The sequence below is a fragment of the Noviherbaspirillum agri genome, assembly GCF_054780595.1.
In genome coordinates this window covers 78,539-104,967 of the sequence record NZ_BAAGWA010000006.1, presented here as the reverse complement: position 1 = coordinate 104,967, position 26,429 = coordinate 78,539, and the positions used below count along the sequence as shown (strand labels likewise).

Below are 26,429 nucleotides of genomic sequence, written 5' to 3'. Positions count from 1 at the left end.
AGAATCGTAACATTTGTTACAGAGACTTGCAGTCGACGAAGAATTTTGCCTTACGGAAACATTGGCCGAACTCGTACCGCTCAGCGCGTCTCATACCGAAAAGCTGAAGGCGAGGAAAACTTGGTTCTTCTCAATAGGCACTCAGCGCACGCTTCTTCCGCTCCATCATCCGCCAGATGAAGGGCGTGAAAATCAGCTGCATGGCCAGCTCCATCTTGCCGCCCGGCACAACAATCGTGTTGGCGCGCGACATGAAGGAATCGTTGATCATGTTGAGCAGGTAGGGAAAGTCGATGCCTTTCGGATTGGCGAAACGGATCACGACGAAGCTTTCGTCCGGCGCAGGAATATCGCGCGCAATGAACGGATTGGAGGTATCGACGCAAGGCACGCGCTGGAAGTTGACGTGCGTGTGCGTGAACTGCGGGCAGATGTAGTTCACGTAGTCGGGCATGCGGCGCAGGATGGTATCCGTGACGGCTTCGGTGGAATAGCCGCGTTTGGATTTGTCGCGCCACAATTTCTGTATCCACTCGAGGTTGATCACCGGGACTACGCCGATCAGCAGGTCCGGATACTGCGCAATGTTGATGTCCTCGTGGACCACGGCGCCATGCAATCCCTCGTAAAACAGCAGGTCGGTATCGTTCTGCAGCTCCTCCCACGGTGTGAACGTACCGGGATCCTGGTCATACGGCGCGGCCTCAATGGTGTCATGCAGGTACTTCCTGCAACGCCCCGTGCCGCTTTCGGAATAGGTGCGAAACAGGTCTTCCAGCTCCCGGAACAAATTGTTATCCGGCCCGAAATGGCTGAAGTTCTTGTTGCCCGCCTTTTCCGCCTCCGCCTGCCGCACCTTCATTTCCTGCCGGTCGTAGCGATGAAAGCTGTCGCCCTCGATGATCGCGGCCCTCACCTGCTCGCGGCGGAAGATGTTCTCGAAAGTGCGCGTGACCGACGTGGTGCCGGCGCCGGACGATCCGGTAATGGCAATGATGGGATAACGCTCGGACATGGTGGCCTTATCGGAAATGGATGCTCAGATTGGACTGCGAAACAGACTGCGCTGGCCAAACAACGGATTGGGCAGCTCCTCTGTCGCCGCTGAAGTGTGGTAGCGCTCGATCAGTTCCACTTCATGGCGCGAGCCGAAGATCAGTCCGATGCGCTGGTGCAGCGAAGAAGGCTTGACCAGGCGCACCGGCTGCCTGCCGGTGCTTGCGCGCCCGCCCGCCTGCTCGATCAGGAAGCCAATCGGATTCGCTTCATGCAGCAGGCGCACATGTCCCGGTATTTCCGGCGCGCGGGTATCGCGCGGCGACAGGAACACACCGCCTCGCATCAGGATGCGGTGCGCTTCCGCCACCGTCGATGCGATCCAGCGCATGCTGAAATCCTTGCCGCGCCGCCCTGCCTTGCCTGCCATGCACTCGTTAACGTAGCGGCGGATCGGGTCTTCCCAGAAGCGGCTGTTGGAAGCATTGATCGCGAATTCCTGCGTGTCCTGCGGGATGCGCAGGTTCGGATGGGTCAGCATGAATTCGCCAAGCTGCGGGCACAGCGTGAAGCCGCTGACGCCATTGCCAACCGTGAGCACCAGCATGGTGGTCGGGCCGTAGATCGCATACCCGGCAGCGACCTGCTCCGTTCCCGGCTGCAGGAAATCCTCGACGCTCACCGTGCGCTCCGCTTCGGGCGCACGCAATACCGAAAAGACACTGCCGACGGAAACGTTCACATCGAGGTTCGACGATCCGTCCAAAGGGTCGAACACGAGCAGATACCTGCCCTTCGGATAAACCTCCGGAATCTGGCACGGGGCATCCATGTCCTCGGACGACATGCCGGCGAGATAGCCGCCCCAGTTGTTCCCTTCAATGAACAACTGGTTGCTGACGGCAGCAAGCCTTCCCTGTTCCTCGTCCTGCGCCCGGTCCTGTGCCGATACGCCGGTCACCGCGCCATGCAATGCACCCGCCGCAACCTTGCGCGCGATGCGCTTGCACACCAGCGCCACATTCAGCAGCAGGCTGTTGAAGTCGCCGGTCGCCTGTGGATGGCGCCGCCTCGACTCGATCAGGAACTGGGTCAGCGTGACCCGCATGTCGCCCGTCATCGGGTTGTCTCCTTGTTTGTTCTTCTAGCTAGTGGCTGGTTTTAACTCACCTCGAACAGCATGCCTTCATGCCACCTCTTCAAGGCCGCCAGGTCGATCCAGCGCTGGTCCGTGCCGGGCAGGCGCTGCGCCATCGGCTTGTCCGGATCGCCCAGGTGCGGCAGCACCAATAGCGCGCCCTCGAATGACTGGTCGGCGGTATACGCGGTGGGCGTGATGATGGTCGGGATGCCGGCTGCCGTTGCCGCGCGCAACCCGTTTGCGGAATCTTCGAACGCGAGGCAGTCCTCCGGCGCAATGCCGAGCTGCGCCAGGGCCGCGAAGTACACATCCGGCGCCGGCTTTTTCCGCGCGATCGTCCCGGCGTCACACACGCTGGCAAAAAACTTGCGCCAGTCCGGCCCCAGCGGCGTACGCAGCAAGGCGTCGACATTGGCCGGCGTGGTCGTGGTGGCAATTGCCATCGGCAGGCCGGCGGCATGCGCTTCGCGGATCAGTCTTTCCATTCCCGGGCGCAGCGGCAGCCTGCCACCGTCCACCAGCGTTTCGTAGCGACGCGTCTTGATGGCGTGTACCGCATCGATCATGCGCCGCGCATTCGGGCCGCACACCTGCTCCGGGTGCAGCAGTTGCCAGTAATAGACAAGGCGCTCCTTGCCGCCGGCTATGCGCAGCAACTGGTTGTATGTTTCCCTTGTCCAGTGCCAGTCCAGTCCTGCCTCCATGAAGGCGGCATTGAAGGCTTCGCGGTGGGCTTCTTCGGTATCGGCGAGCGTGCCGTCCACATCAAAAATCAGTGCTCGCAGCATGTTTCCTCCTCGGGTGATGTTGTGGTTTCGTTGAAGACCCGGCTTGCGAGCAGGTCCGCAGCGGTGATCGTGATCAGCGAGTCGTCGTCGACCGCCCCCTTCTCGGTGAGCAGGCGCGACGCATGCCGCAGCCGCGCGCGGTCGAGTGCGTTGCGCACGCTGCGCGCGTTGGCAAAATGCGGCAGCTTCATACGCCGCTCGAGATAGTCGGCAAAGATTTTCTCCGCTTCCTTGTCGAAGCGGTATTGCATGGATTCCAGCATCAGCCCGGCGATCTTCTGCAGCTCGCCTTGCTGGTAATCCGGGAAGTCGATGTGGTGCGCAATGCGCGACGACATGCCGGGATTCGATTCGAAGAATCGGTCCATGCGATCCTTGTAGCCGGCAAGGATCACGACCAGGTCTTCGCGATTGTTTTCCATCATCTGCAGCAGGATCTCGATCGCTTCCTGTCCGTAATCACGTTCGTTCTCGGGCCGGTACAGGTAGTACGCCTCGTCGATGAAGAGCACGCCGCCCATCGCCTTCTTCAGCACTTCCTTGGTCTTCGGTGCCGTGTGGCCGATGTACTGACCGACGAGGTCGTCGCGCGTGACGGCGACCAGCTGGCCTTTGCGCACATAGCCGAGGCGGTGCAGGATTTCTGCCATGCGCAGCGCCACCGTCGTCTTCCCGGTGCCCGGGTTGCCGGTGAAGCACATGTGCAGGCTCGGCGCGCCAGCGGAGAACCCGCGCTCGGCGCGGAGTTTGTCCACCAGCAGCAGCGCCGCGATGTCGCGGATGCGCGCCTTCACCGGCGCAAGCCCGACCAGCTCGCGGTCAAGCTGCGCGAGCAGATCGGTGATGCCGGAGCTGGCGAGCCGGTCGGCAACGGGATTGTCGGAATGCAGCGAGATGTTCGCCATGCGTCTTCTCCAGGGAGCGACTGGCAAAATGCATCGCGAGGCATCTGCCAGTTGCTGAAAGAACTCGATCTATATAAAAGCCTGCCGTCCTTCTTGCCCTGATGAATCTCAATCGATGCTGCAGGGAATGCAGGAAGTCTCTTGACATCGCAGGCCACCCTTCATGTCACAAATAGCGCGCACCCTCCGGTCGTGCCTGTGCCGCATAGCTTTCGATGCTGTAGCGCATCCGGCGCCCGTCTACTTCCTGGCGCACGAGACGGAAGCCCGGCTCGTCCTTTGGACGGTTGACGATGAAGGAGATCACGACGGATTCCACGGTGTGTGTGGAGTCGAATGCCGTCACACGGATGTAATGGTTGGGGAAGGTTTTACGGCAGTTCTCGATCTCCATCATGATGCCCGCCGCGTCGCGCAGGTCGAACATCGGATTGCCGAACATCTCCCAGAAGGTGTTACGTGGATGCGGGTCGTCGGTGTACTCGATGCCGACTGCCCAGCCGTTGTCGAGGCAGTACTGCAGTTGCTTGACGATCTGCTCGTTGGTCAGGTCGGGCAGGAATGAAAAGGTGCCTTGTGTAATACGCATGTTGTCCTCGCTATCGTCTTAGAGCCTGTTTAAAAACTTACTGCGCAGCCCGATTTTGGCTCTGCGATGCTCGCCGTACCTCACGTACGGCTGCGCTTCTCAAACCAAACTCGACCCGCTCGCTACAGTTTTCAAACAAGCTCTTAAGCCACGGACGCGGTCGGCACGAAGTCCGAGCTGTCGGTCGGTGTGTAGTTGAAAGTAATGTCGCCCCAGGTATCGAGCGCAGCGCGCAGTGGCGAGCACCATTTCGCCGCATCACGCAGGATGTCCGGCCCCTCCGTGAGCACGTCCCGGCCTTCGTTGCGCGCGAGGACCATTGCTTCCAGGGCTACGCGGTTGGCCGTCGCACCAGCCTGGATGCCGTCGGGATGGCCGATGGTGCCGCCGCCGAACTGCAGCACGACGTCGTCGCCGAACATGTCCAGCAGCTGATGCATCTGGCCTGCATGGATGCCGCCGGACGCAACCGGCATCACCTTGCGCAGCGCCGCCCAATCCTGATCGAAGTAGACGCCGCGCGGCAGGTCGATTTTGGTCTTCGCATCGCGGCAGACGTTGTAGTAGCCCTGCACCGTCAATGGATCGCCTTCCAGCTTGCCCACCGCGGTGCCGGCATGGATGTGATCCACACCGGCGAGCCGCATCCATTTTGCGATCACGCGGAAGGAGACGCCGTGGTTCTTCTGGCGCGTGTAGGTGCCGTGTCCTGCGCGGTGCAGGTGCAGGATCATGTCGTTCTGGCGGCACCAGTGCGACATCGACTGGATCGCGGTGTAGCCAACGACGAGGTCGATCATGATGATGACGGAGCCGAGTTCCTTGGCGAATTCCGCGCGGCGGTACATTTCCTCCATCGTGCCAGCGGTGACGTTCAGATAGCTGCCCTTGACCTCACCGGTTGCCGCGGAAGCCTTGTTGACCGCATCCATCACGAACAGGAAACGATCGCGCCAGTGCATGAAGGGTTGCGAGTTGATGTTCTCGTCATCCTTCATGAAGTCCAGCCCGCCCTTCAGTCCTTCGTACACGACGCGGCCATAGTTGCGGCCGGAAAGGCCAAGCTTGGGCTTGGTGGTCGCGCCGAGCAGCGGGCGGCCAAACTTGTCGAGGCGCTCGCGCTCGACGATGATGCCGGTCGGCGGCCCCGCAAAGGTCTTCACATAGGCGACCGGAAATTGCATGTCTTCCAGCCGTGCCGCCTTCAGCGGCTTGAAGCTGAACACGTTGCCGATGATGGAAGCTGCGACGTTGGTGATCGACCCTTCCTCGAACAGCGACAGGTCGTAGGCGATGTAGCAGAAGTACTGGCCGGGATTGTTCGGCACCGGATCGACACGATAGGCCTTGGCACGATACATGTCGCAGGCGGTCAGGCGGTCGGTCCATACCACCGTCCAGGTCGCCGTGGACGACTCGCCGGCGACTGCCGCGGCTGCCTCGATCGGGTCGACGCCGTCCTGCGGCGTGATGCGGAACAGCGCCAGCACGTCGGTGTCTTTCGGCACGTAGTCGCCGTCCCAGTACCCCATCTGGGCGTATTTCAGTACGCCTGCCGAATAGCGCTTTTTGGAATCGGTAATCTGACCGATGTCGTTGCTGCCCATGAAACCCTCCTGATCGGGACCAAGCCCATTCATTAATAAGTTGTCAATCTTCGGGCTTCACTATATAAGTGGCTTTCCATCAGGTCTAATCACGATTTCTTAAACTTCCATCAGCGACTCCTTATACATTGATGCGCAGATACACCCTTCGCCAGTTGGATATCTTTCTCACGCTTGCGCGCGAACTGTCCGTCACGCGGGCGGCGGAAAAGCTGCATGTGACGCAGCCGGCCGTGTCCATGCAGTTGCGCCTGCTGGAAGAAGCGGTCGGCCTGCCGCTGTTCGAGCAGATCGGGCGCAAGATCCGGCTGACGGACGCCGGGCTGGATTTCGAGCGCTATGCAAGCGCGGCGATGGCGCAGTTGAAGGAACTCGACGACGCCATGGCCCAGCGGGTCGGCATGCAGAAGGGGCGCATCGAGCTCGCAGTGGTAAGCACCGCGAAGTACTTCGTGCCGATGCTGCTGGTGCACTTTCGCAAGCGGTTTCCGGATATCGAAGTGGTGCTGCATATCCATAACCGAGAAATCATCACGAACATGCTCGCCCGCAGCGACGTGGACCTGGTCATCATGGGGCGCGCGCCGGCCACGCTTGAATGCAACGCAACGCCGTTCGCCACCAACCCGATGGGCATTGTAGGAGCGCCGGAGCACCCCTTGTCCCGGCGGCGGCGGGCGCCACTGTCCATCCTGCAGGGGCAGGAATTCGTCGTGCGGGAAAAGGGCTCCGGTACGCGGCACAGCATGGAACGCCTGTTTGCGGAACACGGCATCGCGCCGACGATCGTGATGGAGATGCCGAGCAACGAAACCATCAAGCAGGCGGTGATGGCGGGGATGGGGCTGGGATTCCTGTCATTGCGCACGGTCCGCCACGAGCTTGCAGCCGGCCACCTGACCCTGCTCGACCTGGACGGATTGCCGCTGATGCGCCACTGGCACGTGACGCACCTGCAGTCCAAGCGCCTGTCGCCCGCGGCCACCGCATTCAAATCCTTCCTGATCGAGGAGGCGGGATCGCTGGTGAACCTGTGGGCGTAAGCGCCTTCAGCAATATGCCGCTTGCTACCGTGGCTATTTGCGCAGGGAGTATTCGCGCCACCAGTTGGGCTCGGCCCTGACCACGTCCGGCAATGCGCCAAGCTGCCGGGACAGCTCCAGCGCGGCGACGCCTGGCGGCGTGTCGACGACATAGGTGCCGGGAAGCGTGGAAAGCGGCTTCGCCGACAACTGCCGCGACCGGAACCACTCGTCGGCCTTCTGTCCCTGCAGTGACGGCGCCAGCCGGACAATGACGCCGCCGGGCAGTGCACGCCAGCGCCCCTGCCCTTCGCCAAACACCGGTGAATAGCGCCCAAGGGCAGCAAGCTCGCTCCACTGTTGCGGCGTGAGCAGGACGCGCCAGATCGTCACTTCGCCATAGGTGCCGAGCAGTTCGGCTTGAGGATGGAGCTGTTTCAGCCTGCCCTGGTCGCTGAACGCGGCTACCAGCCCTTGTTCACCTTGAAGTGATTCCTGCGAAACCGCGTCACCGCGCACTCCGCCTGCGGAACCGGGCGGTTGTGCCTGCATGGGCGTACATCCGGCCAGGAACACAATGGCACCCAGCAGTACCGTGCGCATCAGCGCCGCTCCATCTGCTGCCACCAGTCGGGCTGCGCAGAGATCACCATCCCCGATTGCTGCAGCCGGTTGGCCAGCTCCAGCGAAGCAAGGCCTGGCGGCGAGCTGAGCACCAGCAGATTGTTTGCCATTGGCAGCTGTCCGATTTTCGTCAGGCCCTGCGATGCCAGCCATGCATCGACCTGCGCACTGCTCCAATTGGGGTCGAGCCGGACGATGATATTGCCGGGAAGCGCGCGCATCCGGCCGCCCGGGCCGTCGCGCAGGACCGGAGACGTCTTTTCTCCCGCTGCCCGGGTGACGGCCGCGTCTTCCTTGCGCCAGACGCGCACCTGGCCGTTCTTGACGACCGGAGTAGCACCGGTTTCGGCGCGGCTGCCGAACTCCGCCACGAGCGACCTGTCCACCACGACGCGCTTCGGCTTTCCGCCGTCGTACCAAATGTACGTATCCGCGCCGTTCTTGTCCTGCGCCATCGCGGCACCTGCAACGGCGACCGCCATCAAGGCTGCGTAAGACTTAAGCTTCATTCGCAACGCTCCGTTCAATGTCCATATACCCTGATCTGCCACGACTGGAAGGTCCCGGTATCGCCGTCCTGCTGATCCCTGACGATCAGTTGCCACACGCCGTCGGCCGGTTCATCCAGAAGACGGGCGACGCCGAAGCGCCAGCCGTCATACGGGTTGCAGCTGTCGTCTCTGCATGCATGCGGTGCGGCCAGGATGCTTTGTGTGCCGCTCGGGGAGATGAGCACCACTTGCAGGTCGCCCGCATACGCGTGGTCGGCGGCCGTGAACGTCACATCCACCCACTCGATCCTGCTGATACCGCTGCCGGCAACAGTGATGTTGCCGTTCACCGGTGCGCCGGGATTCTCCGGGATTGGCGTGTTCACCGTCTGCACCGGGCTCTCGTAGCTGCGCTGCGCCGGCAGGTTCGTCCAGCCGCGTGCTGCAGTCACCGCTGCAGCCGCATCCACCATGCCGAAACCGTAGGTATGGTGAACAGGGCGGCCCGCGCCGTTGACCGCCCATCCGACATCACTCGCATCGTTGCGGCGGGCCGTTTGCGCCAGGATCGTGCGGACGTCGCGCCATGTCAGCGCGGGATTGGCCTGCACCATGAGCGCGGCAGCGCCCGACACGATCGCCGTGGAAAACGACGTACCCACCGCGCACTGGGTGTAATCGGCGTCGCGCAATTCCGACGCGGCGGATCCGTCGTTGGCACCGCGGCTGCCGGTGAGGTCCGCGGTTGTAATCGCCAGCCCGGTCTCGCAATCTTCACCGCCCGGTGCGGTAACCCACACATTGGCACCCGGTTCGGAGTACGGCGCACGCGTTCCCTGCGCATTGACCGCACCCACGGCGATCACACCGCGATAATTGGCATAGCCATCCTCGTTCGACAGTTCGCCGCTTCCCGCATAGCCGTTGCCTGCGGGCCAGACGTAGATGGTGCCGCGGCCGCCGCGCCCATTCGCCAAGCCGTAGTCGATAGCCTCACGCCAGAGCGAACTCGATTCGTCGATGCGCCCCGAGCCGTCCGGCGGTCCCCAGCTGTTGTTGGACACAGCGATGGATGCCGCCTGATAAGTCATCGCATCCGCCTCGTTGCTGTCGGTTCTGTTGAGCAACATGCTATAGCCGACCAGTGACGCGCGCGGCGCGACACCACGGCCGCCGGTGCCGTTGTCGTCGCGCGAGGCGATGATGCCGCCGACCTGGGTACCGTGGGAGAAATCGTTGATCCCACTCGCCGGCGGTGTCGGGTTTCCGGTTGTCGGGCCGGATGAAGGATAGATCCGGTGCGCCAACGCCGTGGAAATGTTGGGCTGCAGATCCGGGTGGTCGATCTCGAGGCCGATATCGACCACGGCGATCGTGACGCCCTCGCCCTTGCAGGTGCCGCCCGCACCGCAACTTGCCCACACCGGTTCGACATTGATGTCGGCGCCTGCTGTCGCGGCGCTGCCGCTGGCAGGCGCCTGCCCGGTGTTTTTCAGATGCCACTGCTGCGCAAACAACGGATCGCCGCTTGTGGGAGCCGGATAATCGCCGCCCCCCCCGCCACCGCCGCACGCTGTCATGCCCGACAGGCATAACACGGCAAGAACTGCGCGCCTGATGGACGCTTGCATCGCTCCCTCCTTCTCCATTGCCCGCTCTCAAGTTCAGTGTTCCACTCCATTCACGCAGTCGCGTTGCAACGCGCGCCATTATTCCGGGAGCATGCACTTGGCATGGACTCAAGGGTTTGATGTTTGTTGGAGATTCAAGAGATACCCGTCCGCGCAATGCCGACGGTTTTATTCCGGAAACGGAATAACGGAATCAATGCGGCACGAATACAGGTCGTGCCCGGGCGCAAGCGCGGTCAGGATGGCTCTTGTCGCAATGCGGTACACATGCGCCGATTTGCAGTCGCACCAACTCAATCGGCGCAACGGCTCACCCCACCATTCCGACGGCGTTCATCTGACGCGGTTTTCTGAAAAGTGATTTATCGCTGGAATCGGGTAAGCAGTCGTTGGCGCATGTCCGATACGGAAATCCTCCGCATTCACTTTGCGCATGGCGTTCCAGTACTGGAACGTGAATCCCGGCCACAGCGTCACGTTCTTGCCGTTGGCATCCTGGTACCAGCTCCTGCAGCCGGACGCCCAGACCGTGGTTTGCAGGCGGCGCTGCACTTCCCGGTTGAAGGCTTCCTGCCGTTCAGGACGCACTTCGATCGACGTCACGCGTTTTTCGCGCATGAGTTGCATGCACCGCAGGGCATACCGGATCTGCTGTTCCGCCATGAAGACAACGGAGTTGTGTCCCAGGCCGGTATTGGGGCCGAGCAGCATGAAGAAGTTCGGATAACCGGCTGCCATCACCCCGAGATACGCCTCGGGGCCGCTGCGCCAGACATCGTTCAGGTCAACGCCGCCGCGCCCTAGGATGCGCACCGGCGTCAGCAGGTCGGTCACGCGAAAACCCGTGCCGTAGATAATCGCATCGACCGGATGCTCGACACCGCGGATATCGACGATGCTGTTGTCGCGGACCTCTGCCACGCCATCAGTGACCACCTCGACATTGGGGCGTGCCAGCGCCGGGTAGTAATCGTTCGACAGCAGGACGCGCTTGCAGCCGATCGTGTAGTTCGGCGTCAATTTCTGGCGCAGTGCCGCGTCCGGGATCTGGCTCTTCATATGGCGCAGTGCCATCTTCTTCGCCGCGTTCATCAGTTTCGGATGCACGAAACCGAGGCCGGTGAATTCCTGCCGCCAGTAGATGAAATTGCGGAACAGGGCGATCGCACCGGGCACATAGCGGTACAGAATCTGTTCCACGTGACTGATGGCGCGGTCAGGTTTCGGCAGCACCCATGCCGGGGTCCGCTGGAACAGCGTAAGCCGCGACACCTTCTGCGCAATCTGCGGCACGAACTGGATGGCGCTGGCGCCGGTGCCGATGACCGCCACCTTCTTCCCCGACAGGTCGTAAGCGTGGTTCCACTCCGCCGAATGAAACGCAACGCCCCGGAAGCGCTCGATGCCGGGCAACTGCGGATACGCCGGCCGGCTCAATGCACCCATGGCGGACACGACGATGCGCGCGGTAATCGTCTTGCCATCGACTGTGCGCACATGCCACAGGTCGCTGCCTTCGTCGAATACCGCCTCGCTCATCTCGGTATTGAAACGAATGTAAGGCGCAAGCCCGTACTTGTCGACGCAGTCCTTCATGTATTCCCAGATTTCCGGCTGTGAGGAATACATGCGGCTCCAGTCCGGCTTGCGCTCGTATGAGAAGGAATACATGTGCGAGGGCACGTCGCAGGCACAGCCGGGATAGGTGTTCTCGCGCCATGTGCCGCCAATGGCAGACGCTTTCTCCAGCACGACGAAGGACAGGCGGCCTGCCTTCTTCAACTGGATCGCCATGCCGAGGCCGGAAAAGCCGCTGCCGATGATTGCGACTTCATAGTCCGGCTGGGATGGCCTTGGTGTTTTGTTCGGTGAAGCGACTGCGTCGAAGACGATTTTCTGCTTCAGGAAAGCGGCAGCCGCACCAAGCGACGCCCGTCCTTCCGGAATGAAACGATGGAACAGCTGCCAGACATGCGGCACATCCGGCCAGAGCTTCAGCTCCACCGGCACGCCTGCCGCACGCGCCCGCTCTGCCAGCTGCGTGGAGTCGTCGCGCAGCACCTCGTCCGTCCCGACATGGATCAGGAGCGGCGGCAGGCCATGCAGGTCGGCATACAGCGGTGAGGCAAGCGGTGTGCGCGGGTCGGCAGTGCCAAGGTAGAGCGCCGCGCCGAGCGCCATGCGGGCGCCATGGAACATTGCACAGCGCTTGTCGTTCGCGCTGCGTGACGCGCCGCTGCCGGCAAGGTCGGTCAGCGGGGAAAACAGCGCAGCCGCCGCAGGAAGCGGCAGCCCTGCATCGCGCACGCGCAGCATCAGTGCCAGCGACAGTCCGCCGCCGGCGGAGTCTCCCGACACGACGAGCGTGGAAGGATCGATGCCGGACGCCAGCAACGCGGTATACACGGCGTGGGCATCCTCCACTGCGGCGGGAAACGGATGCTCCGGCGCGAGGCGGTAATTGGGTGCGTATACGCGGAAGCCCTGACGTGCGAAGAATGTCGTCGCCGCCCGGTGCGTCTTTGCGGAACAGGCGAAGTAGCCGCCGCCATGCAGGTACAGCAGCGTCATGCGGCTGCAGCCGTCCGACGATTCAACCCATTCTCCGGGCAAGCCGGCGATTGTGTCCGGCGTAATGCGTACGTCTTTCGGCGTGCGGTAACCGCCGCTGTTGAGTACCGCACGGGCGCCAGTGTAATCATGCGTGGCAGCCAGCTTGCGCTTGAAGGTCTGCCGCAGCACGGCGCTGACGAAACGGGCCTGCCAGCTCATGACGACCTCTTTTCTTTCAGCACCGCGCTCTGCTGTGGATCGAGGCCCTTCACTTCCATCAGCTTGCGGATGATCCGCCAGTAGCCGACCGGCATCAGCCGCGACAACCAGTCCATCACGCGGGCATCGGGGCCGACGAGGATACGCGGCGCGCGCCGCACGACGCCGTTGACGATCTGCGCGGCGGCCTGCTCCGGGGTCGTCATCACATCGTCGAAGAATTTGTCTGCAAGCTGCCTGGCCTGTGTTTCGTCGAAGGATTCGGCGCGGCGCGAGTTATGGGCGATCCTGGTCTTGATGCCGCCCGGGTGCACGACGGACAGGCTCACCGGGCTGCCGGCCAGTTCGTGTCGCAGTGCGTCGGTAAAGCCGCGCACCGCAAACTTGCTGGCGCAGTAAGGCGCCTGTCCCGCCGGCGCGATCAGCCCGAAGACGCTGGAAATATTCACGATGTGGGCTTGCTGCTCCTGCCGCAGTAGTGGCAGGAAGGCCTTGCTGGTGCGGACCACGCCCCAGAAATTGATGTTGAACAGCCACTCGAAGTCGCCGAGGTGCAGTTGCTCGACATTGCCCATCAGGGCGACGCCGGCATTGTTGATCAGCAGGTTGACACGCCCGTGCTCGGCCAGCACCTGTTCCGGCAAAGCGGCCACGGACTGCGCATCCGAGATATCGAGCACATGTTCGCTGACACGTACACCAAGCAGGCGCACCGCCTCCGCGGTGCGCCCGAGCCGCAGTGCGTCGCGATCCACCAGTGCGACATGGCAGCCGCGGCAACCCAGCTCCAGCGCGAGTGCCGCGCCGATGCCCTGCGCCGCGCCGGTGACGACGGCGACGCTTTCCTTCAACTGAAACTTCATGCGATGTCTCCTCGCGTCCGTATCGTGTTCCGCAGTGTTCTGCAGTGTTTTGCGCCGCCCCTTTGCAACCTCCGGTCCCGTACAATTCTTGACGGATATCTATTGGCAACAGGCAGCGATCAGTATTATTACAACACCTTAAGGTAATCACCTTAACGATTGGAATCAGGATAAACGATGGCGGAAGACAAGCAAAGCACGCGGACGCGAATACTCGACACTTGTTTGCGTTTGTTCAATGAGTCCGGGCCCGCCTCCGTTACGACCGCCGAGATCGCCCGCACGGTCGGCATCAACGAGGGCAACCTGTATTACTACTTCCGTCGGAAGGCGGACATCTTGCTGGCGCTGTTCGATGAGTTCGAAACGGCGCTGGACCGGACGGCCAATGCACCGCACGCAGAGGGCGCGGACCCGGGACTGGAATACCTGAAGACCTGGTTCAGGCTGATGTGGGACTGGCGTTTTTTCTACCGCGATGGCTCGGCCATCATCCGGATGGCACCGGAGTTGCGCGAGCGCTGTGTCAACCTCACCGCGAAAGGCCAGGCCGACATCCGCCGCGTGCTGAACGACCTGGTCGACAAGGGGATGATGGCGGCAAGCGCCGAGGAGATCGACCGGCTGGTGGTCAATGCGTGGATCGTGTCCAGTTACTGGCTGGATTACCTGTACACACGCCATCACGTCGACCATGTCACGAAGGAGCATCTCGACTGGGGCTTTACGCAGGTGCTGAGCCTGTTCCGTCCGTACATTTCGGCCGCCGGCAGTGCGAAGTGACGAGCGCAATTGCCGCAATCACTCAAGCGCACCGCGGTTGCGCCGGATAGCGCCCCCGCACAAAGCCGGCATCAATGTGCCGGCCCGGCTGCGGGACTACGCCGGAACTTCTTCAGAATTCTTCCCAGTCGTCGCCTGATACCGTTGACGAAGGCGCCGAGGGCTTCGGCTGTGGAGCGGAAACCGCTCTGCCCGGCAACGGCACGACCTTTGCCTTTGCGGCCTGTACAGGTGCAGGCGCAGACGTGGCTGCAGGCGCCGATCTTTTCACCGGCGCGCGCGCAGAACTGACTGAGGCCACCGCCATGCCGTCCAGCTTGAAAATGCTGACCGCATCCGCGAGTTGTGCAGCCTGTGCCTGCATGGATTCGGCGGCAGACGCGGCCTCCTCCACCAGTGCCGCGTTTTGCTGCGTCACCTGGTCCATCTGCGAAATCGCCTCGTTCACCTGTTCGATGCCGGCGGTCTGTTCCTGGCTGGCAGCGCTGATCTCACCCATGATGTCGGTCACGCGCTTGACGCTCTCCACCACTTCCTGCATCGTCGCGCCGGCCTGATCCACCAGCCGCGCGCCCGCGCTGACCTTGTCCACCGAGTCGTCGATAAGCGTCTTGATCTCCTTGGCGGCGGCGGCAGAGCGCTGGGCCAGGCTGCGCACTTCCGACGCGACCACCGCAAAGCCGCGACCCTGCTCACCGGCGCGTGCCGCTTCGACCGCCGCGTTCAGCGCGAGGATGTTGGTCTGGAAGGCGATGCCGTCAATGACGGCAATGATGTCGACGATCTTCCGCGACGATTCATTGATGGACGCCATGGTGTCCACGACCTGCGACACCACTTCGCCGCCCTTGGCAGCGACCTCGGAGGCAGAGCCTGCCAGCTGGTTCGCATGGCGGGCATTGTCGGCATTCTGCTTCACGGTGGATGTCAGTTCCTCCATCGAGGAAGCGGTTTCTTCCAGCGAGCTCGCCTGTTCTTCCGTGCGCGCCGACAGGTCCTGATTGCCGGCAGCGATCTCGCGCGACGCTGTGACAACGGTGTCGGCACCGGCGCGCACCTTGCCGACGACGGCGCTCAGCGCGTCATTCATCCGCTTGAGGGCGCGCATCATGTCACCGAACTCGTCGCGGCGGCTGATCTCCGGATGCGCGGTCAAGTCACCCTGTGCAATACGGTTGGCGACGTCAACCGCCTCCACCAGCGGCTGGCGGATCGAACGGATCAATGCGCCGGCGCCAATGATCGTGCCGATCACAATGAACAGCACGAGTACACCCGCCATCTTCACGGTCGACAGGCGCTCGTCAGAAAGCTGCTTGCGCAACTTGTCGGCATTGGCCTCCTGCAGCACGACAAAGTCCTGCAGCGACTTCAGGTAGGTCTGCAGCGCCGGGTTGAAATCTCGCTCGAACTTGAGCCGCGCACCGTCAACGTCGCCATTTGATTTCAGCTCGCGCAACGCGGCCAGGTGATCGATCGCCACCTTGCGTTCTGCCGCGATCCTGTCCATGTGCTTGCGCTCGTCCTCCGCCAGCGGGCCGGATTCCAGCATTTTCTGGATCTCGGTAATGCTTGCCTGGTCGGCGCTGTTGTCATCCTTGAATACGGCATCCACCTCCGGGCCTGTGCTCAGCACCGATGCCTGCGTACGCGCCGAAACAGTCGCAGCCAGGCCGGACCACTGCAGGACCGCGCGTACCTTGGCGTTGCTTTGGGATGTCATCTCATCCCCCTTTGACTGCCACTGGGCCGAACGCCAGCCGGCAAAGAGGACCACGCTGAAAACAGCGACCCCGAGGATCGCGACGGACAGCCAGAGCTTGGCCGTAATCCGCAAGTTATCGAATCTCATTGAACGGCTCCATGCAGTTGCAGTTGGAAAGCAAAGAAAGCCCGCAAAATGAATAATGGGTTTTCACCAAAGCCCAGGCACCATGCACCTTACGGGGCCTTACGGGCATGAAACCATCATATCTTCGTGGAGATACACGTGCCTGCAATATGGCTTTTGGAACTTATCCCAGGTCAACTTTTTTGAAAGTGCGAAGCGTTTTGCAGTTCGAGATGGCAGAGCACCGTCCGGTCGCCCGAGAAGAGCGTTTCGATCGTTGTGCCCTCTGCGCCTGGAAATTGCCGACAAGACTTCGCATTGATATCTCTCAATCGCCTGAATAGTCCGACCGGACCATTGTTCGAAACCACCGCCGAGTTGATCATTTTGTAACTTTCCGTTACGAGCGACATGTGGCGGGAAGTTCATCGTCATTGACGTCACTCAACTTGAAGGGAGATTTGAAATGAAGCAAAACTTGTCGGCACGCATCAGCGTTGCCCTGCTCGCTGCCTGCGCCCTGGCTGCCGGTGCTGCCCAAGCCCAAACAGCTCCGGGCACTGTTGGCCCCGCTGCCTCTGTCGAGATCCCGCTGTCCGGCACGCTGCCCAAGGCATGCACGCTGGAGGCGTACCTGAACGGTCCGTTCCACGAACTCAACATGACCAGCACCGCAGTCCAAGGTGCGGAATCACTGAGCGTGAACTGCAACTACGGCGGCAGCGCAACCGTGACCTTCTCGTCCGCAAATGGCGGCAAGCTGCAGAGCGGGGGCAACGAAGTGAGCTACATGTTCATCCTGTCGGGCAGCCCGTTCAGCACGGGTGTGTCGCTTGCTACCGCACAAACCTGGAGCAGCTTCCCGGCCGTCGCCAACGCCAACCAGACCCGCTCGATGAGCATCCAGCTGGATGCAGCAGCATCGGTTGCAGGCACCTACACCGACACCATCACGGCATCGGTTACGCCTAACTGATATGCAGGTCAGCCCGCGTGGTGCACGCGGGCTTTTCGTTGTGCTTTCTGTGCATGAGGTACGCGATGCGTCATCTGTTTGTTTCCCTTTTTGTCCTGGCCCTCGTTCCGGGCCTCTTGCCACGCCTGGCGCTTGCCTTTGACGTTACGCCCACGGTGTCCGTGATCGAGCTGCCGGCGAAACGTTCCGGCATCACACTGTCGGTCAACAACCCGCGCAAGGTCGACTTGCCGGTGACTTTCGAGATTTTCGAGCGCTTCATTAACGAGGATGGCACCGAGCGGCACGAACCGGCCGACGACGCCTTCATGGTTTTTCCTCCCCAGGCAGTCATTGCGCCCCAGTCCAGCCAGGCGATCCGCGTGCAGTGGCTCGATGCGCCGCCGGAGACGTCGCGCTCGTTTACGCTATACGCCGTCGAGATCCCGGTGGATCTGTCCGGCGCGAATGAGTCGAAGGTGCACACCGTGCTGCGCATGGGCGCTTCGGTTCACGTTGCTGCAACCGGCACCCGTGCCGAACCGGTCCTTGCTGCCGCTACAGCCGTGGATAACGGTGTGCGCGTATCGCTGAGCAATAGTGGCAAGCGCTTCTACTACGTCGACAACGTCACGCTCGAATTTCCCGACCAGCGCCTGACCGGCATGGAGCTGGCCAATGCAGCCGGCCGCACCCTGATTCCGCCCGGCGCGACACGGACCTTCGACCTCACCGGCGTGCAGGGCGCGCCGCGCCTGATCACGCAGTAGATGCAGATGCGCCTGTTGTTCCGGCTTGCCGTTGCGCTCTTCATGGCAACCGGACGCGCAGCATTTGCGCTGTCGATCGCGCCTACAGCTGTGATGCTGGATGGGACGCAGAGCGAGACCGCACGCTTGCACGTCGCCGCACCAGCCACTTCGGCACTGGCGCTGGAGTTTTACCTTCTTGAACGCCACGGCGAAGAAGACGACGAGCGCATTGAGCCGGTAACCGATCCAGTATTCGAGGTCCACCCGCCCCAGCTGTTCCTGGCCGCCGGTAGCGCCTCAAATGTAGCGCTGCACCTGCGCACGCCGCATACCGGGCCTGCGACCCGTTCGTTCTACCTGGTGATCGAAGAGCTCGACCTGACCGGGCTGTCGGCGCCGGTCAGTGAGCTGCGCGTCCGTACGCGGATGTTCGTTCCGGTTCACCTCGGCAAGGGCCAGCCCATCCTGCGGGTGCAGCGCGGCGCCGGCACAGTGGAACTGCACAATGCCGGCAACGGCTACCTGCGATTTGCTGACCCCAACGTCCAGCATTTGTTCGAGCAAGCCGGCATCCCACTCAGTGCACTCAATGCATTCAGTGCCCGCGAGCTGGCCCGCGCCGCTGGCGCCGACGCACTCCTGCCCGGCCGCCGGTTGGCACTCCCGCTCGGCTCGCCCGACCCGCTATCGGCATCATCCCTTGCAGGAGCGGCTACACCATGAAAGGCACCGCGCTACTCTTGCAACGGTTTGCGCTAGCGTTGGCGGCTACCCTGGTCGGGCATGACGTCCTCGCTGCGCCTGCCGCGCCTGCCGCGCCTGCCGCTCCGGCCACGGTTGTGGCATCCGCGCCTGCAAGCGTCTCCGCTACGAAGGCTTCCTTGCCTGCACGCCTTGCGCAAGCACCACGCACCTTCACGGTCGACTTGCCGGTGTGGATGGATGGCCGCCCGATCGGCGAACTGGGCGTCACCCTGCGCGGTACGGAACTGCTGGCGGTGGAAGCGGCGTCCATGCTCAACTTGGCAGGGCGTCACCTGGCCACCCGGTTCGTCGAGTCGCTGACAAGTCATGCAGTCGAAGAACGCATCAGCGTCGAGGCCCTGCGCACTGCGGGCCTGGAGGTGCGTTACGATCCGACGCGCCTGATCGTTACCCTCGAGCCTCGCGTCGAACAGCGGGCGGTTTCGGTCGTATCGCTTGCCCCCGGGCGCCCGGTGGACCTGTCGCGCCTGGAAGCCGCACCGTTCAGCGCCTACGTCAACATGCGCGCCGTCGGCGAACATGTGACAGGTGGCGTGCCGGGAAACCATGTGCCGCTGACCCTTGCCTTTGATGGCGCTACGCGCGCGGGTGGAGCACGGGGAGTCGCCTTCGAGTGGTCAGCCTTTCACGAGCGGCGCGGCGGCACTGGGCGCTCGACGCGTGGCGATCTTCGCCTTACCCATGACCGGCCGGAACAGGCGATTCGCATCGCCTTGGGAGATGTGCATTTCCTGACCGCCGAGCAGCAGGGCAACGTGCCGCTTCTCGGCCTGTCCGTCGAGCGTCGCTATGCCGACATGCAACCGTGGCGAACGGTTACCGCCACAGGCCAGCGCAGCTTTGTCCTGTCGCGCCCGTCGCAGGTTTCGGTGTTCCTGAACGGGATGTTCCTGCGCGCGCTCCAGCTTCCGCCCGGACGTTACGACTTGAGCGACTTTTCCACTGCCGATGGCGCCAACGATGTGCGCATCGAGGTCGAAGACAGCGCCGGCCAGCGCGAAGTGATCGAGTTCACCCTGTTCAGGGAAGCGACACTGCTGTCGCCCGGCCAATCCGAGTTTTCCGCCAACCTTGGCCTGCGCCGTGCCAACGACGCCGATACCCGCATTCGCTACGAAGACGATCGCCCGGCCTGGTCAGGGTTCGTGCGTTACGGGCTGACCGAGGGGCTGACAGTGGGCGCCAATTATCAGGGCGAACGTGACCTGAATGTGCTGGGCGTGGAAGGCGTCACTGCGACCGCGCTGGGCAATTTCGGCGGCGGCCTCAACCTGAGCCGGCACACCCGTATCGGCGACGGCGCCACCGCTTCGCTGCGCTGGGCCTACAACATCGGCGACGAGGCATCGCGCCGCCTGCGTCGCCTGGACACCTCGCTGATCTATACCAGCCGCAACTATCTGCCGCTCGGCGTGGATGTCCCGTCCAACCGTTATCTCTGGCAATTACAAACCCGCTACACGACGCCACTGGCCGACGGCATGCTGGCCTCGTTCAGCGCCCGCCACGCGCGCGGACGCGCGCCGCTTGCCGAGAACGAAAACCGTCTGAGCGCGACGCTGACCGGTCGCATCGGTCGCATCACGGCCAGCGCCGGCGTGGAACGCATCCTGGGCACCGACAAGGATACGCGTGCCTTCATCACCCTCACGCTGCCGCTGGGATCGCAGCAGCGCGTGTTGTCGTCCTGGCAGGAACAGGACAACCGCAGCCGCGTGGAGTGGGCGTACTACCCGCGCCAGCAAGTCGGTGGATTCTCCGGTGTGCTGGGAGCAGAGACCTCGGATATCGGCACGTCAGCCACGGCCGATGTCGGCTACCGCGCCAACCGCTTCATTGCCCATGGCCGGCATGACATCGCACGGGCCGGACTGTCCAATGCCGATTCAGTGCAGCGTACCCGCTTGCAGATCGAAAGTGCCCTTGCCTATGCAGGCGGTCACTTCGCGCTCGGACGGCCGGTCGGTGACGCCTTCGTCATCGTGTCGCGCCACGACTCGCTCAAGGGGTCGCCAGTGCTGGTCAATCCCTTTGAAGGCGTTGGGATGGCTACGGCGGACGGCTTCGGGCCGGCCCTGCTGCCCGGCTTGACGAGTTACCGACAGTACGACCTGTACTGGGATGTGCCGGAACTGCCGGTGGGCTACGACCTCGGCGACACGCAACGCCAGTACCTGCCCCCATACCGCGCCGGCATGCACTACCAGGTCGGATCGGCCGCGTCGATCACGGCGATGGGCGTGGCACTGCGTGCCGATGGCCAGCCGCTCGCGCTGGTCGCGGGCGAACTGCGGGCCCGGGGCAAGCCGGACGCTGCGCCGGCGAAGGTGTTTACCAACCGCAGCGGCCGCTTCGTGGCGCAGTCGCTCGCGCCCGGCGCCTATACGGTGCGCTTTGCCACCACGCCGCCGCTGGAGCTGGACTTCGTGATCGGCGAGGACGCCACCGGTTATGTCGATCTCGGCGTACGCATGCTGAAGGAGAAGTGAGATGCCGTTGCTATTTGTCTTTTTCCTGCTGCTCTCATCGACGACTGCGGCGCTGGCAACGCCTGCCCGTTCGGAGTGCGACAGCCGCTTCACGCGCGTACAGGTGGCACCGATGATCTATATGCCATTTGCCACGCACGACGCCACCCTGGCCGTCGAGTTTGAAGTGGAAAACACACAGGGATGCCAGACATCGCTGTACTTGTCCAATGACCAGGGCGGTCTGCAGGGAGTGGGCGGCAATCTGAGATACAACCTGCGCGGCTCCGCAGGCCAGATCCTCACGCGCGCCATGCCGCTGCCGCTGGCCACTGCCAAGAGCGGGTCAGGCTGGCGTGTGCTGGCCAGCGTGCCGGCCGGCCAGGCATCTCTGCCGGGCATCTACCGCGACACGCTGGTGATGCAGCTGCGCCACGGCGAACAGGTACTCGACCAGATCGAAGCAAGGCTTGCCGTCCAGGTCGTGGCGCAGGCGCGCATTGCCGCCGCGGGCAGCGCATCGGCCGGCTTTTCCTCGGCCCATGGCGCGCGCCTGGATTTCGGCACGCTTACTCCAGGAAAGGAAAGGGAGGCATTCCTGTTCGTGCAATCCAATGGCGCATATCTGCTGCGCCTGCGCTCGGAAAATAGCGGAGCACTACGTCATGAACGAGCGGCGGATACGATTCGGTATTCCAGCTTCCTGGACGGGCGGCTCGTCGACCTGTCACAACCTGCATCGGTGCCTGGGCGCCCGCCCAGCCTCGTGCAACCTCCGTTCGCGCTGCGTGCCCGCATCGGCGAAACCAGCGGCAAGCTCGCCGGAGATTACCGGGATGTCATCACGGTCGATGTCATTCTGCTCGAATAGCCTACTGTGTGGACAGGTTCGATTTGTACGCCGCACTGGTGCCAAAAGTGCGCAGGCGGTCGGCCAGTTGCGCGCGGCTCGTGACGTCGAGTTTCTGGAAGATTCGCTGCAGGTGGTTCTTCACCGTGTACTGACTGATTCCGAGGATCAGACCGATCTCATGGTTGGTCTTTCCGGCACGTGCCCACCGCACGATGTCGGCTTCGCGCCCGCTCAACGCCCCCATGAGGCCGCTACGTTCCTGCACCCAAGGCTGCATCGACACCAAGTGTCGCTGCGCTGGCAGGAGCTCGACCTGGCGCAGTGCTGTGTCCATGTAAGGTGCCAGCAATTCAAGGTAGTGGCCCGCCGTGGGGGGCAGGCTCCGTTGGGTGCTGAAGAGCAGATACAGACACACCTGATTATTGCGACAGTCGCGCAATCCGTGAACAACCACACTACCCATGGCGCGGAGCATCTCGTCGAAGCCATCCGCAGCGGTCTCGTCGCCACTCGGGAGCAAAGACAAGGGCAGTACGCAGGGTTGCCCGCCATGGGCTGCCCACGCCGCATGCACGCGCCGAGCCAGGCGTATTGCGCTGTCGCTGGCGGCTGTGGTTCTCAGGCCAGCAAGACTCGATAACAGGTCGACCTTGAAATCATTGCCAGCGGGGTTACCCCATGCCGCCAGCAGCAGTTCGTGCGGGAGCAGGCGCTGCATATCGCCCTGCAGCCACTTCAGCAGGTCGATATGGCGGCGGACATTCAGCGCGCCTTTAATAATCGCCAGCAGCGTCGGGTCGTTGTTCTGAGGGGTCTCCATAAATGCTGCGCCATTGTTATATCGGTTCAGCAATTATTGAGAAATGACCTAAAGCAAATTTGATTTATAGCAAGGTCACCGCCGTGAGTTCCCACACAACAATTGATGCACGACAAAGGCGGAAGGAAATGTAAAAGGTAAGCGACAGCTTCCGGCAGACACTCGCGGGACGGGTGACATCACACTGGCGAGCTAGCAATCAGCAGCAGGACGAGTGGCAGACGTCTCCATCGCGACTGCGGATTGCGCAACCAACGGATCGCACGGCACACACGGTCAGGCACTTCCCGCTCGAGTCCTTCATACGCCTGGTCCGGTTTTTCCTGCCCTTTGTCTCCCGTCCCGTGTTTTACATCTACGGTCCCATTTGGAGGTCGCTGCGCAACATCAGCGGATTTCCTGTCCGCATATCGCGCCCTGTTTATAGCTGCGGGCAGTCACCTATTCATTTCCGTTGTTCAACTGACTCGACGCCGGAGTGGCTGTCGTGCCAGCCCCAACGCCCATTCCTGCACCGGGAACGGACAGCGGCGCGCCCTGCACGTCGTTGGAGCCTTGCACCGAAGGCGGCGGCACGCCGAGCCGCGGACCTTCGGCATTGATGGTGCATCCACAGAGCAATCCCGTAACCAGCATTACGATCGAGGTACGCATACGAGTCGATTCCTAAAATCCGACGCCGATACCGACACCGCCGCCGCTGCGCCCACCCCAGCTGCCGACGCCCACGCCAATGTGCGCGCCCCGGCCCGGATAGGTCGGATCGTTATAAACGCTGTTCGGGTCGTTGGCGGCAGTCCCATCGGCGCCGTTCGGCGACGATGCGCATCCGGCCAGCGAGGCCAACAGCACCAGGGGAAACAACAGCCGAAACACCAGCCGCTTCATAGGACCTCCGGAAGTAGATTGGTCTTCCTTGGACAGGGGCGTTTCCGCGTGGTTCGACCATGGGGTGCGAAGAGAAGGTGGAACGAGAGGACGGAACGAAACGGCGCGCCGAATGCCCAATCCGCACGAAACAGCATGCATCTTCTGTTTCTGGAGACACCTATGCTGCTGCATGTGGAAAGCCGTCCGGGACCGCATGGCGACATGGAGCCGCTGGCATTCCTGCTCGGCGGCCAGCGCATCGAGGTCTTGCAGATACTCGACCGGTGGATTGCCACCGACCACAGCTATTTCAAGATAGAGGCAAGCGACCGCGCGCTGTACATCCTGCGTTTTACGCCGGCGCAACGGCAATGGGAGCTCACGCTGTTCCAGGCAGCGGCGCCATGAGGACGCCGCGCCGGTGCCACGGTGCTTACTGCGCGGTCCAGCCGCCGTCGACGGGAATCGCCGCGCCAGTCAGGTTGTGTGCCGCCGGGTCGCACAGCCACAGCACCGTGCGCGCGATCTCCTGCGGCGTGGAGGTGCGTCCGCTCGGCTGCTTCTCGCGCAACAGGTCGCGGATGCCGGCATCGCGGTCGCCGCCGAACATGGCGGCGCGCGCCTGTATCTGCGGTTCGATGATTGCGGTCTCCGTCCAGCCGGGGCAGATGCAGTTTGCCGTCACGCCGCCGCTGGCACGGTTGCCCGCCTGCGCGGCCTCCAGGGCTGCCACGCGTGTCAGGCCGACCAGCCCGAATTTCGCCGCCACATACGGCGCCTTGTTGGCCGACGCCACCAGTCCGTGCACGGAAGCGATGTTGATCACGCGTCCGTAACCGCGCGCGATCATCCCCGGCATCGCCAGGCGCATCGTGTCGAACGCTGCCGACAAGTTGATCGCAAGGATCGCGTCCCACTTGGCGCGCGGCATGTCGATCAGTGCGGCCGTGTGCTGGATGCCGGCGTTGTTGACGAGAATGTCCACCGGTCCCCATGCCAAGGCCTCGGCCATCATGCGTTCTACCTGCGCCGGGTCCGACAGGTCATGCGCGAGCGATCGCACCGGCCTGCCCGTGATGCGCCCGATTTCTGCGCAGGCAGCTGCATGCGCTTGTGCATCCGGCAAGCCGTGCAGCACCACGTCAGCCCCTGCCTGCGCCAGTTCCGTGGCAATCGCCAGCCCGATTCCCTGGACCGAGCCCGTCACCAGCGCACGCTTGCCTTGCAAGTCCATCCTGTTCATGTCGTCTCCTCGATGTGTTAATCAGGCACCTGTCGTCGGTGCCTGCGCCGCCTGAGTTACTAGCCGGGCGCGCAGTTCCGTCTTCAGTACCTTGCCGTAGTTGTTCTTGGGCAGCTGGTCGACCAGCAGATAGCGCTTTGGCCGCTTGAAGCGGGCGATCTCCGCAAGGCAATGCCGGTCGAGCGTGTCGATGGTGACGTTAGCGTCGGCATGCGGCACGACAAAGGCCACCACCACTTCGCCCCATTCCGGATCCGGTGCGCCGACCACCGCAGCCTCGGCCACGCCGGGCACGTTGAGCAGTACCTCCTCGACCTCGCGCGGGTAGATGTTGGAGCCGCCGCTGATGATGAGATCCTTGCTGCGGTCCTTGAGCGTGAGGAAGCCGTCGGCATCCAGGCAGCCCACATCGCCGGTAAAAAGCCAGCCGTCGCGGATCGCAGCGGCAGTGGCCTGCTCGTTGCGCCAGTAGCCGGCCATCACGCTGTCGCCCTTGACCAGCACCTCGCCCACTTCGCCCAGCGGCAAGTCTTGCCCTTCTTCATTGGTTACGCGCACCCGCACCGCAGTCTGCGCGACGCCGACGGACGCAATGCGCTCCAGGTAGCGCGGGTGTGCCGTATCCATCAACTGTTGCCGCGACAGCGCCGTGCCGACCATCGGCGTTTCACCCTGTCCGTAGATCTGCACGAAGCGCGGCCCCATGGCGCGCAACGCCCGCTGGATGTCGGCGACATACATCGGCGCGCCGCCATAGACGATGGTCTTGAATGACCGTGCGGCGTCGTCGTGCGTCAGTCCCGCCTGTTCCGCATAGTCCACGAGGCGCTTGACGATGGTCGGCGCCGCAAAGGTGGACAGCGGCCCGACCTGCCGGCCGAGTTCAAACAATTCTGCCGGCTCGACACCGCCCGATGCCGGCACCACATGGCGTGCCCCGGCCATCAGGTGCGGAATCGCGTAGATACCCGCGCCGTGCGACATCGGCGCCGCATAAACGATCGCATCCTCCGTGGACACCGGATCGACATCGATGAAGTACGTCAGTCCCATCGTCATCATGTTGCGATGGGTAATCATCACGCCTTTCGGCCGGCCGGTAGTGCCGCTGGTGTAGAACAGCCATGCCACATCGCCCAGCTCGCACTCCACGACAGGCACGGCCATCGCATCGACGACGGGCGCCAGCAAGGCGTCCGCCTCGGCGGAATCCACGTCGACCTGCCTCTCCAGCCCGGCCAGCGATTCCGGCGCGACGTCATGGGTGACAAAGCCCCAGCGTGCCTGCGCGTTCTCGATGATCCACTCCACTTCCCGCGGGTGCAGCTTGGCATTGACCGGCACCACGACCAGGCCGGCCCACCACGCCGCCCACATCACCTCCAGGTAGCGCGGATGGTTGCGCATGAAAAGCAGCACGCGGTCCCCGGGAACGAGGCCGTTTTCGCGCAGGCGCATCGCCAGTCCGGCGCTGCGCGCGGCCCACTGGCCGTAAGTTGCATGCAATGCAGTGCCGTTGAAGATGGCGGGACGTTGGGGTGCCTGGCGCGCGTGGCGCACCAGCAGGTGGGCGAGGCTCATGACGTGTCTCCGATGTGTCGTTATGCCGACAACGATAGCCACGAATCGCTGCATTGGCTATACGGTATGACTACGGTAT

At 62.9% G+C, this 26,429-nt stretch carries 25 protein-coding genes; 8 read left to right on the top strand and 17 right to left on the bottom strand.

Annotated elements, in window-relative coordinates; all coding sequences use genetic code 11:
* Window positions 1–130: 130 nt before the first annotated feature.
* The 6 genes from ACYVIA_RS12585 to ACYVIA_RS12560 all read right to left on the bottom strand — a co-directional run bounded on the left by ACYVIA_RS12585 (window position 131) and on the right by ACYVIA_RS12560 (window position 6,026).
* On the bottom strand, window positions 131–1,015 hold the full coding sequence (locus tag ACYVIA_RS12585; RefSeq protein ID WP_460841257.1) for a phosphoribulokinase: 885 nt from the start codon (window positions 1,013–1,015) through the stop codon (window positions 131–133).
* A 24-nt stretch (window positions 1,016–1,039) separates the two neighbouring features.
* Window positions 1,040–2,116 (bottom strand): class 1 fructose-bisphosphatase, encoded by a 1,077-nt coding sequence (locus ACYVIA_RS12580; RefSeq protein WP_460841255.1) that lies wholly within the window; start codon window positions 2,114–2,116, stop codon window positions 1,040–1,042.
* 41 nt (window positions 2,117–2,157) lie between these two features.
* Entirely contained in the window at window positions 2,158–2,922 is a 765-nt protein-coding gene (locus ACYVIA_RS12575) for an HAD family hydrolase (RefSeq protein ID WP_460841564.1), read from the bottom strand.
* Window positions 2,910–3,830 (bottom strand): CbbX protein, encoded by a 921-nt coding sequence (cbbX, locus tag ACYVIA_RS12570; protein WP_460841253.1) that lies wholly within the window; start codon window positions 3,828–3,830, stop codon window positions 2,910–2,912. The genes ACYVIA_RS12575 and cbbX overlap by 13 nt, the downstream gene beginning before the upstream one ends.
* 166 nt (window positions 3,831–3,996) lie before the next feature.
* Window positions 3,997–4,419 (bottom strand): ribulose bisphosphate carboxylase small subunit, encoded by a 423-nt coding sequence (locus ACYVIA_RS12565; protein ID WP_460841251.1) that lies wholly within the window; start codon window positions 4,417–4,419, stop codon window positions 3,997–3,999.
* A gap of 143 nt (window positions 4,420–4,562) precedes the next feature.
* On the bottom strand, window positions 4,563–6,026 hold the full coding sequence (locus ACYVIA_RS12560) for a form I ribulose bisphosphate carboxylase large subunit (protein WP_460841250.1): 1,464 nt from the start codon (window positions 6,024–6,026) through the stop codon (window positions 4,563–4,565).
* Window positions 6,027–6,157: 131 nt separating this feature from the next.
* Between ACYVIA_RS12560 and ACYVIA_RS12555 the strand changes: the two genes are divergently transcribed.
* Complete coding sequence (locus tag ACYVIA_RS12555; RefSeq protein WP_460841248.1) at window positions 6,158–7,069, top strand: LysR family transcriptional regulator; 912 nt, start codon at window positions 6,158–6,160, stop codon at window positions 7,067–7,069.
* Between the two features lie 33 nt (window positions 7,070–7,102).
* On the opposite strand, the gene ACYVIA_RS12550 is transcribed toward ACYVIA_RS12555, so the two are convergent.
* From ACYVIA_RS12550 to ACYVIA_RS12530, 5 genes are all read right to left on the bottom strand, one after another.
* Window positions 7,103–7,651, bottom strand: a complete 549-nt coding sequence (locus ACYVIA_RS12550) for a hypothetical protein (protein WP_460841246.1) — start codon at window positions 7,649–7,651, stop codon at window positions 7,103–7,105.
* Window positions 7,651–8,181, bottom strand: coding sequence for a hypothetical protein (locus ACYVIA_RS12545; protein ID WP_460841244.1), 531 nt, complete (start codon window positions 8,179–8,181; stop codon window positions 7,651–7,653). The genes ACYVIA_RS12550 and ACYVIA_RS12545 overlap by 1 nt, the downstream gene beginning before the upstream one ends.
* 14 nt (window positions 8,182–8,195) lie before the next feature.
* Window positions 8,196–9,794 (bottom strand): S8 family peptidase, encoded by a 1,599-nt coding sequence (locus ACYVIA_RS12540; RefSeq protein ID WP_460841242.1) that lies wholly within the window; start codon window positions 9,792–9,794, stop codon window positions 8,196–8,198.
* A gap of 333 nt (window positions 9,795–10,127) precedes the next feature.
* Window positions 10,128–12,566 carry an alpha/beta hydrolase fold domain-containing protein gene (locus ACYVIA_RS12535; protein ID WP_460841241.1) on the bottom strand — a complete coding sequence of 813 codons (2,439 nt, stop codon included), beginning with the start codon at window positions 12,564–12,566 and terminating at the stop codon, window positions 10,128–10,130.
* Entirely contained in the window at window positions 12,563–13,429 is an 867-nt protein-coding gene (locus tag ACYVIA_RS12530) for an SDR family NAD(P)-dependent oxidoreductase (RefSeq protein WP_460841239.1), read from the bottom strand. The genes ACYVIA_RS12535 and ACYVIA_RS12530 overlap by 4 nt, the downstream gene beginning before the upstream one ends.
* A gap of 177 nt (window positions 13,430–13,606) precedes the next feature.
* On the opposite strand from ACYVIA_RS12530, the gene ACYVIA_RS12525 reads away from it, so the two are divergent.
* Entirely contained in the window at window positions 13,607–14,212 is a 606-nt protein-coding gene (locus tag ACYVIA_RS12525) for a TetR/AcrR family transcriptional regulator (protein WP_460841237.1), read from the top strand.
* A 112-nt stretch (window positions 14,213–14,324) separates the two neighbouring features.
* Here ACYVIA_RS12525 and ACYVIA_RS12520 read toward each other — a convergent pair whose 3' ends face one another.
* Window positions 14,325–16,064: a methyl-accepting chemotaxis protein gene (locus tag ACYVIA_RS12520; RefSeq protein WP_460841235.1), complete on the bottom strand. Its 1,740-nt coding sequence runs from the start codon at window positions 16,062–16,064 to the stop codon at window positions 14,325–14,327.
* A 445-nt stretch (window positions 16,065–16,509) separates the two neighbouring features.
* On the opposite strand from ACYVIA_RS12520, the gene ACYVIA_RS12515 reads away from it, so the two are divergent.
* The 5 genes from ACYVIA_RS12515 (at window position 16,510) to ACYVIA_RS12495 (ending at window position 21,854) form a co-directional block, all read left to right on the top strand.
* Window positions 16,510–17,019, top strand: coding sequence for a spore coat protein U domain-containing protein (locus ACYVIA_RS12515; protein ID WP_460841234.1), 510 nt, complete (start codon window positions 16,510–16,512; stop codon window positions 17,017–17,019).
* 65 nt (window positions 17,020–17,084) lie between these two features.
* Entirely contained in the window at window positions 17,085–17,768 is a 684-nt protein-coding gene (locus ACYVIA_RS12510) for a fimbrial biogenesis chaperone (protein WP_460841233.1), read from the top strand.
* A 6-nt stretch (window positions 17,769–17,774) separates the two neighbouring features.
* Window positions 17,775–18,473, top strand: coding sequence for a fimbrial biogenesis chaperone (locus tag ACYVIA_RS12505; RefSeq protein WP_460841231.1), 699 nt, complete (start codon window positions 17,775–17,777; stop codon window positions 18,471–18,473).
* Entirely contained in the window at window positions 18,470–21,004 is a 2,535-nt protein-coding gene (locus ACYVIA_RS12500) for a fimbria/pilus outer membrane usher protein (RefSeq protein ID WP_460841229.1), read from the top strand. The genes ACYVIA_RS12505 and ACYVIA_RS12500 overlap by 4 nt, the downstream gene beginning before the upstream one ends.
* Before the next feature lies 1 nt (window position 21,005).
* Window positions 21,006–21,854, top strand: coding sequence for a hypothetical protein (locus ACYVIA_RS12495; protein ID WP_460841227.1), 849 nt, complete (start codon window positions 21,006–21,008; stop codon window positions 21,852–21,854).
* Window position 21,855: 1 nt separating this feature from the next.
* On the opposite strand, the gene epsA is transcribed toward ACYVIA_RS12495, so the two are convergent.
* The 3 genes from epsA to ACYVIA_RS12480 all read right to left on the bottom strand — a co-directional run bounded on the left by epsA (window position 21,856) and on the right by ACYVIA_RS12480 (window position 23,532).
* Window positions 21,856–22,656, bottom strand: coding sequence for an XrtB/PEP-CTERM-associated transcriptional regulator EpsA (epsA, locus tag ACYVIA_RS12490; protein ID WP_460841225.1), 801 nt, complete (start codon window positions 22,654–22,656; stop codon window positions 21,856–21,858).
* 441 nt (window positions 22,657–23,097) lie between these two features.
* Window positions 23,098–23,310 carry a hypothetical protein gene (locus tag ACYVIA_RS12485; RefSeq protein ID WP_460841223.1) on the bottom strand — a complete coding sequence of 71 codons (213 nt, stop codon included), beginning with the start codon at window positions 23,308–23,310 and terminating at the stop codon, window positions 23,098–23,100.
* Window positions 23,311–23,322: 12 nt separating this feature from the next.
* On the bottom strand, window positions 23,323–23,532 hold the full coding sequence (locus tag ACYVIA_RS12480) for a hypothetical protein (protein ID WP_460841221.1): 210 nt from the start codon (window positions 23,530–23,532) through the stop codon (window positions 23,323–23,325).
* Window positions 23,533–23,679: 147 nt separating this feature from the next.
* On the opposite strand from ACYVIA_RS12480, the gene ACYVIA_RS12475 reads away from it, so the two are divergent.
* A complete protein-coding gene (locus ACYVIA_RS12475; protein WP_460841220.1) occupies window positions 23,680–23,934 on the top strand; it encodes a hypothetical protein in 255 nt (84 codons plus the stop codon).
* A 25-nt stretch (window positions 23,935–23,959) separates the two neighbouring features.
* On the opposite strand, the gene ACYVIA_RS12470 is transcribed toward ACYVIA_RS12475, so the two are convergent.
* Both ACYVIA_RS12470 and ACYVIA_RS12465 read right to left on the bottom strand, forming a co-directional pair.
* Window positions 23,960–24,769: a 3-hydroxybutyrate dehydrogenase gene (locus tag ACYVIA_RS12470; protein ID WP_460841218.1), complete on the bottom strand. Its 810-nt coding sequence runs from the start codon at window positions 24,767–24,769 to the stop codon at window positions 23,960–23,962.
* A gap of 21 nt (window positions 24,770–24,790) precedes the next feature.
* Window positions 24,791–26,350 carry a class I adenylate-forming enzyme family protein gene (locus tag ACYVIA_RS12465; RefSeq protein ID WP_460841216.1) on the bottom strand — a complete coding sequence of 520 codons (1,560 nt, stop codon included), beginning with the start codon at window positions 26,348–26,350 and terminating at the stop codon, window positions 24,791–24,793.
* Between the last annotated feature and the right edge of the window lie 79 nt (window positions 26,351–26,429).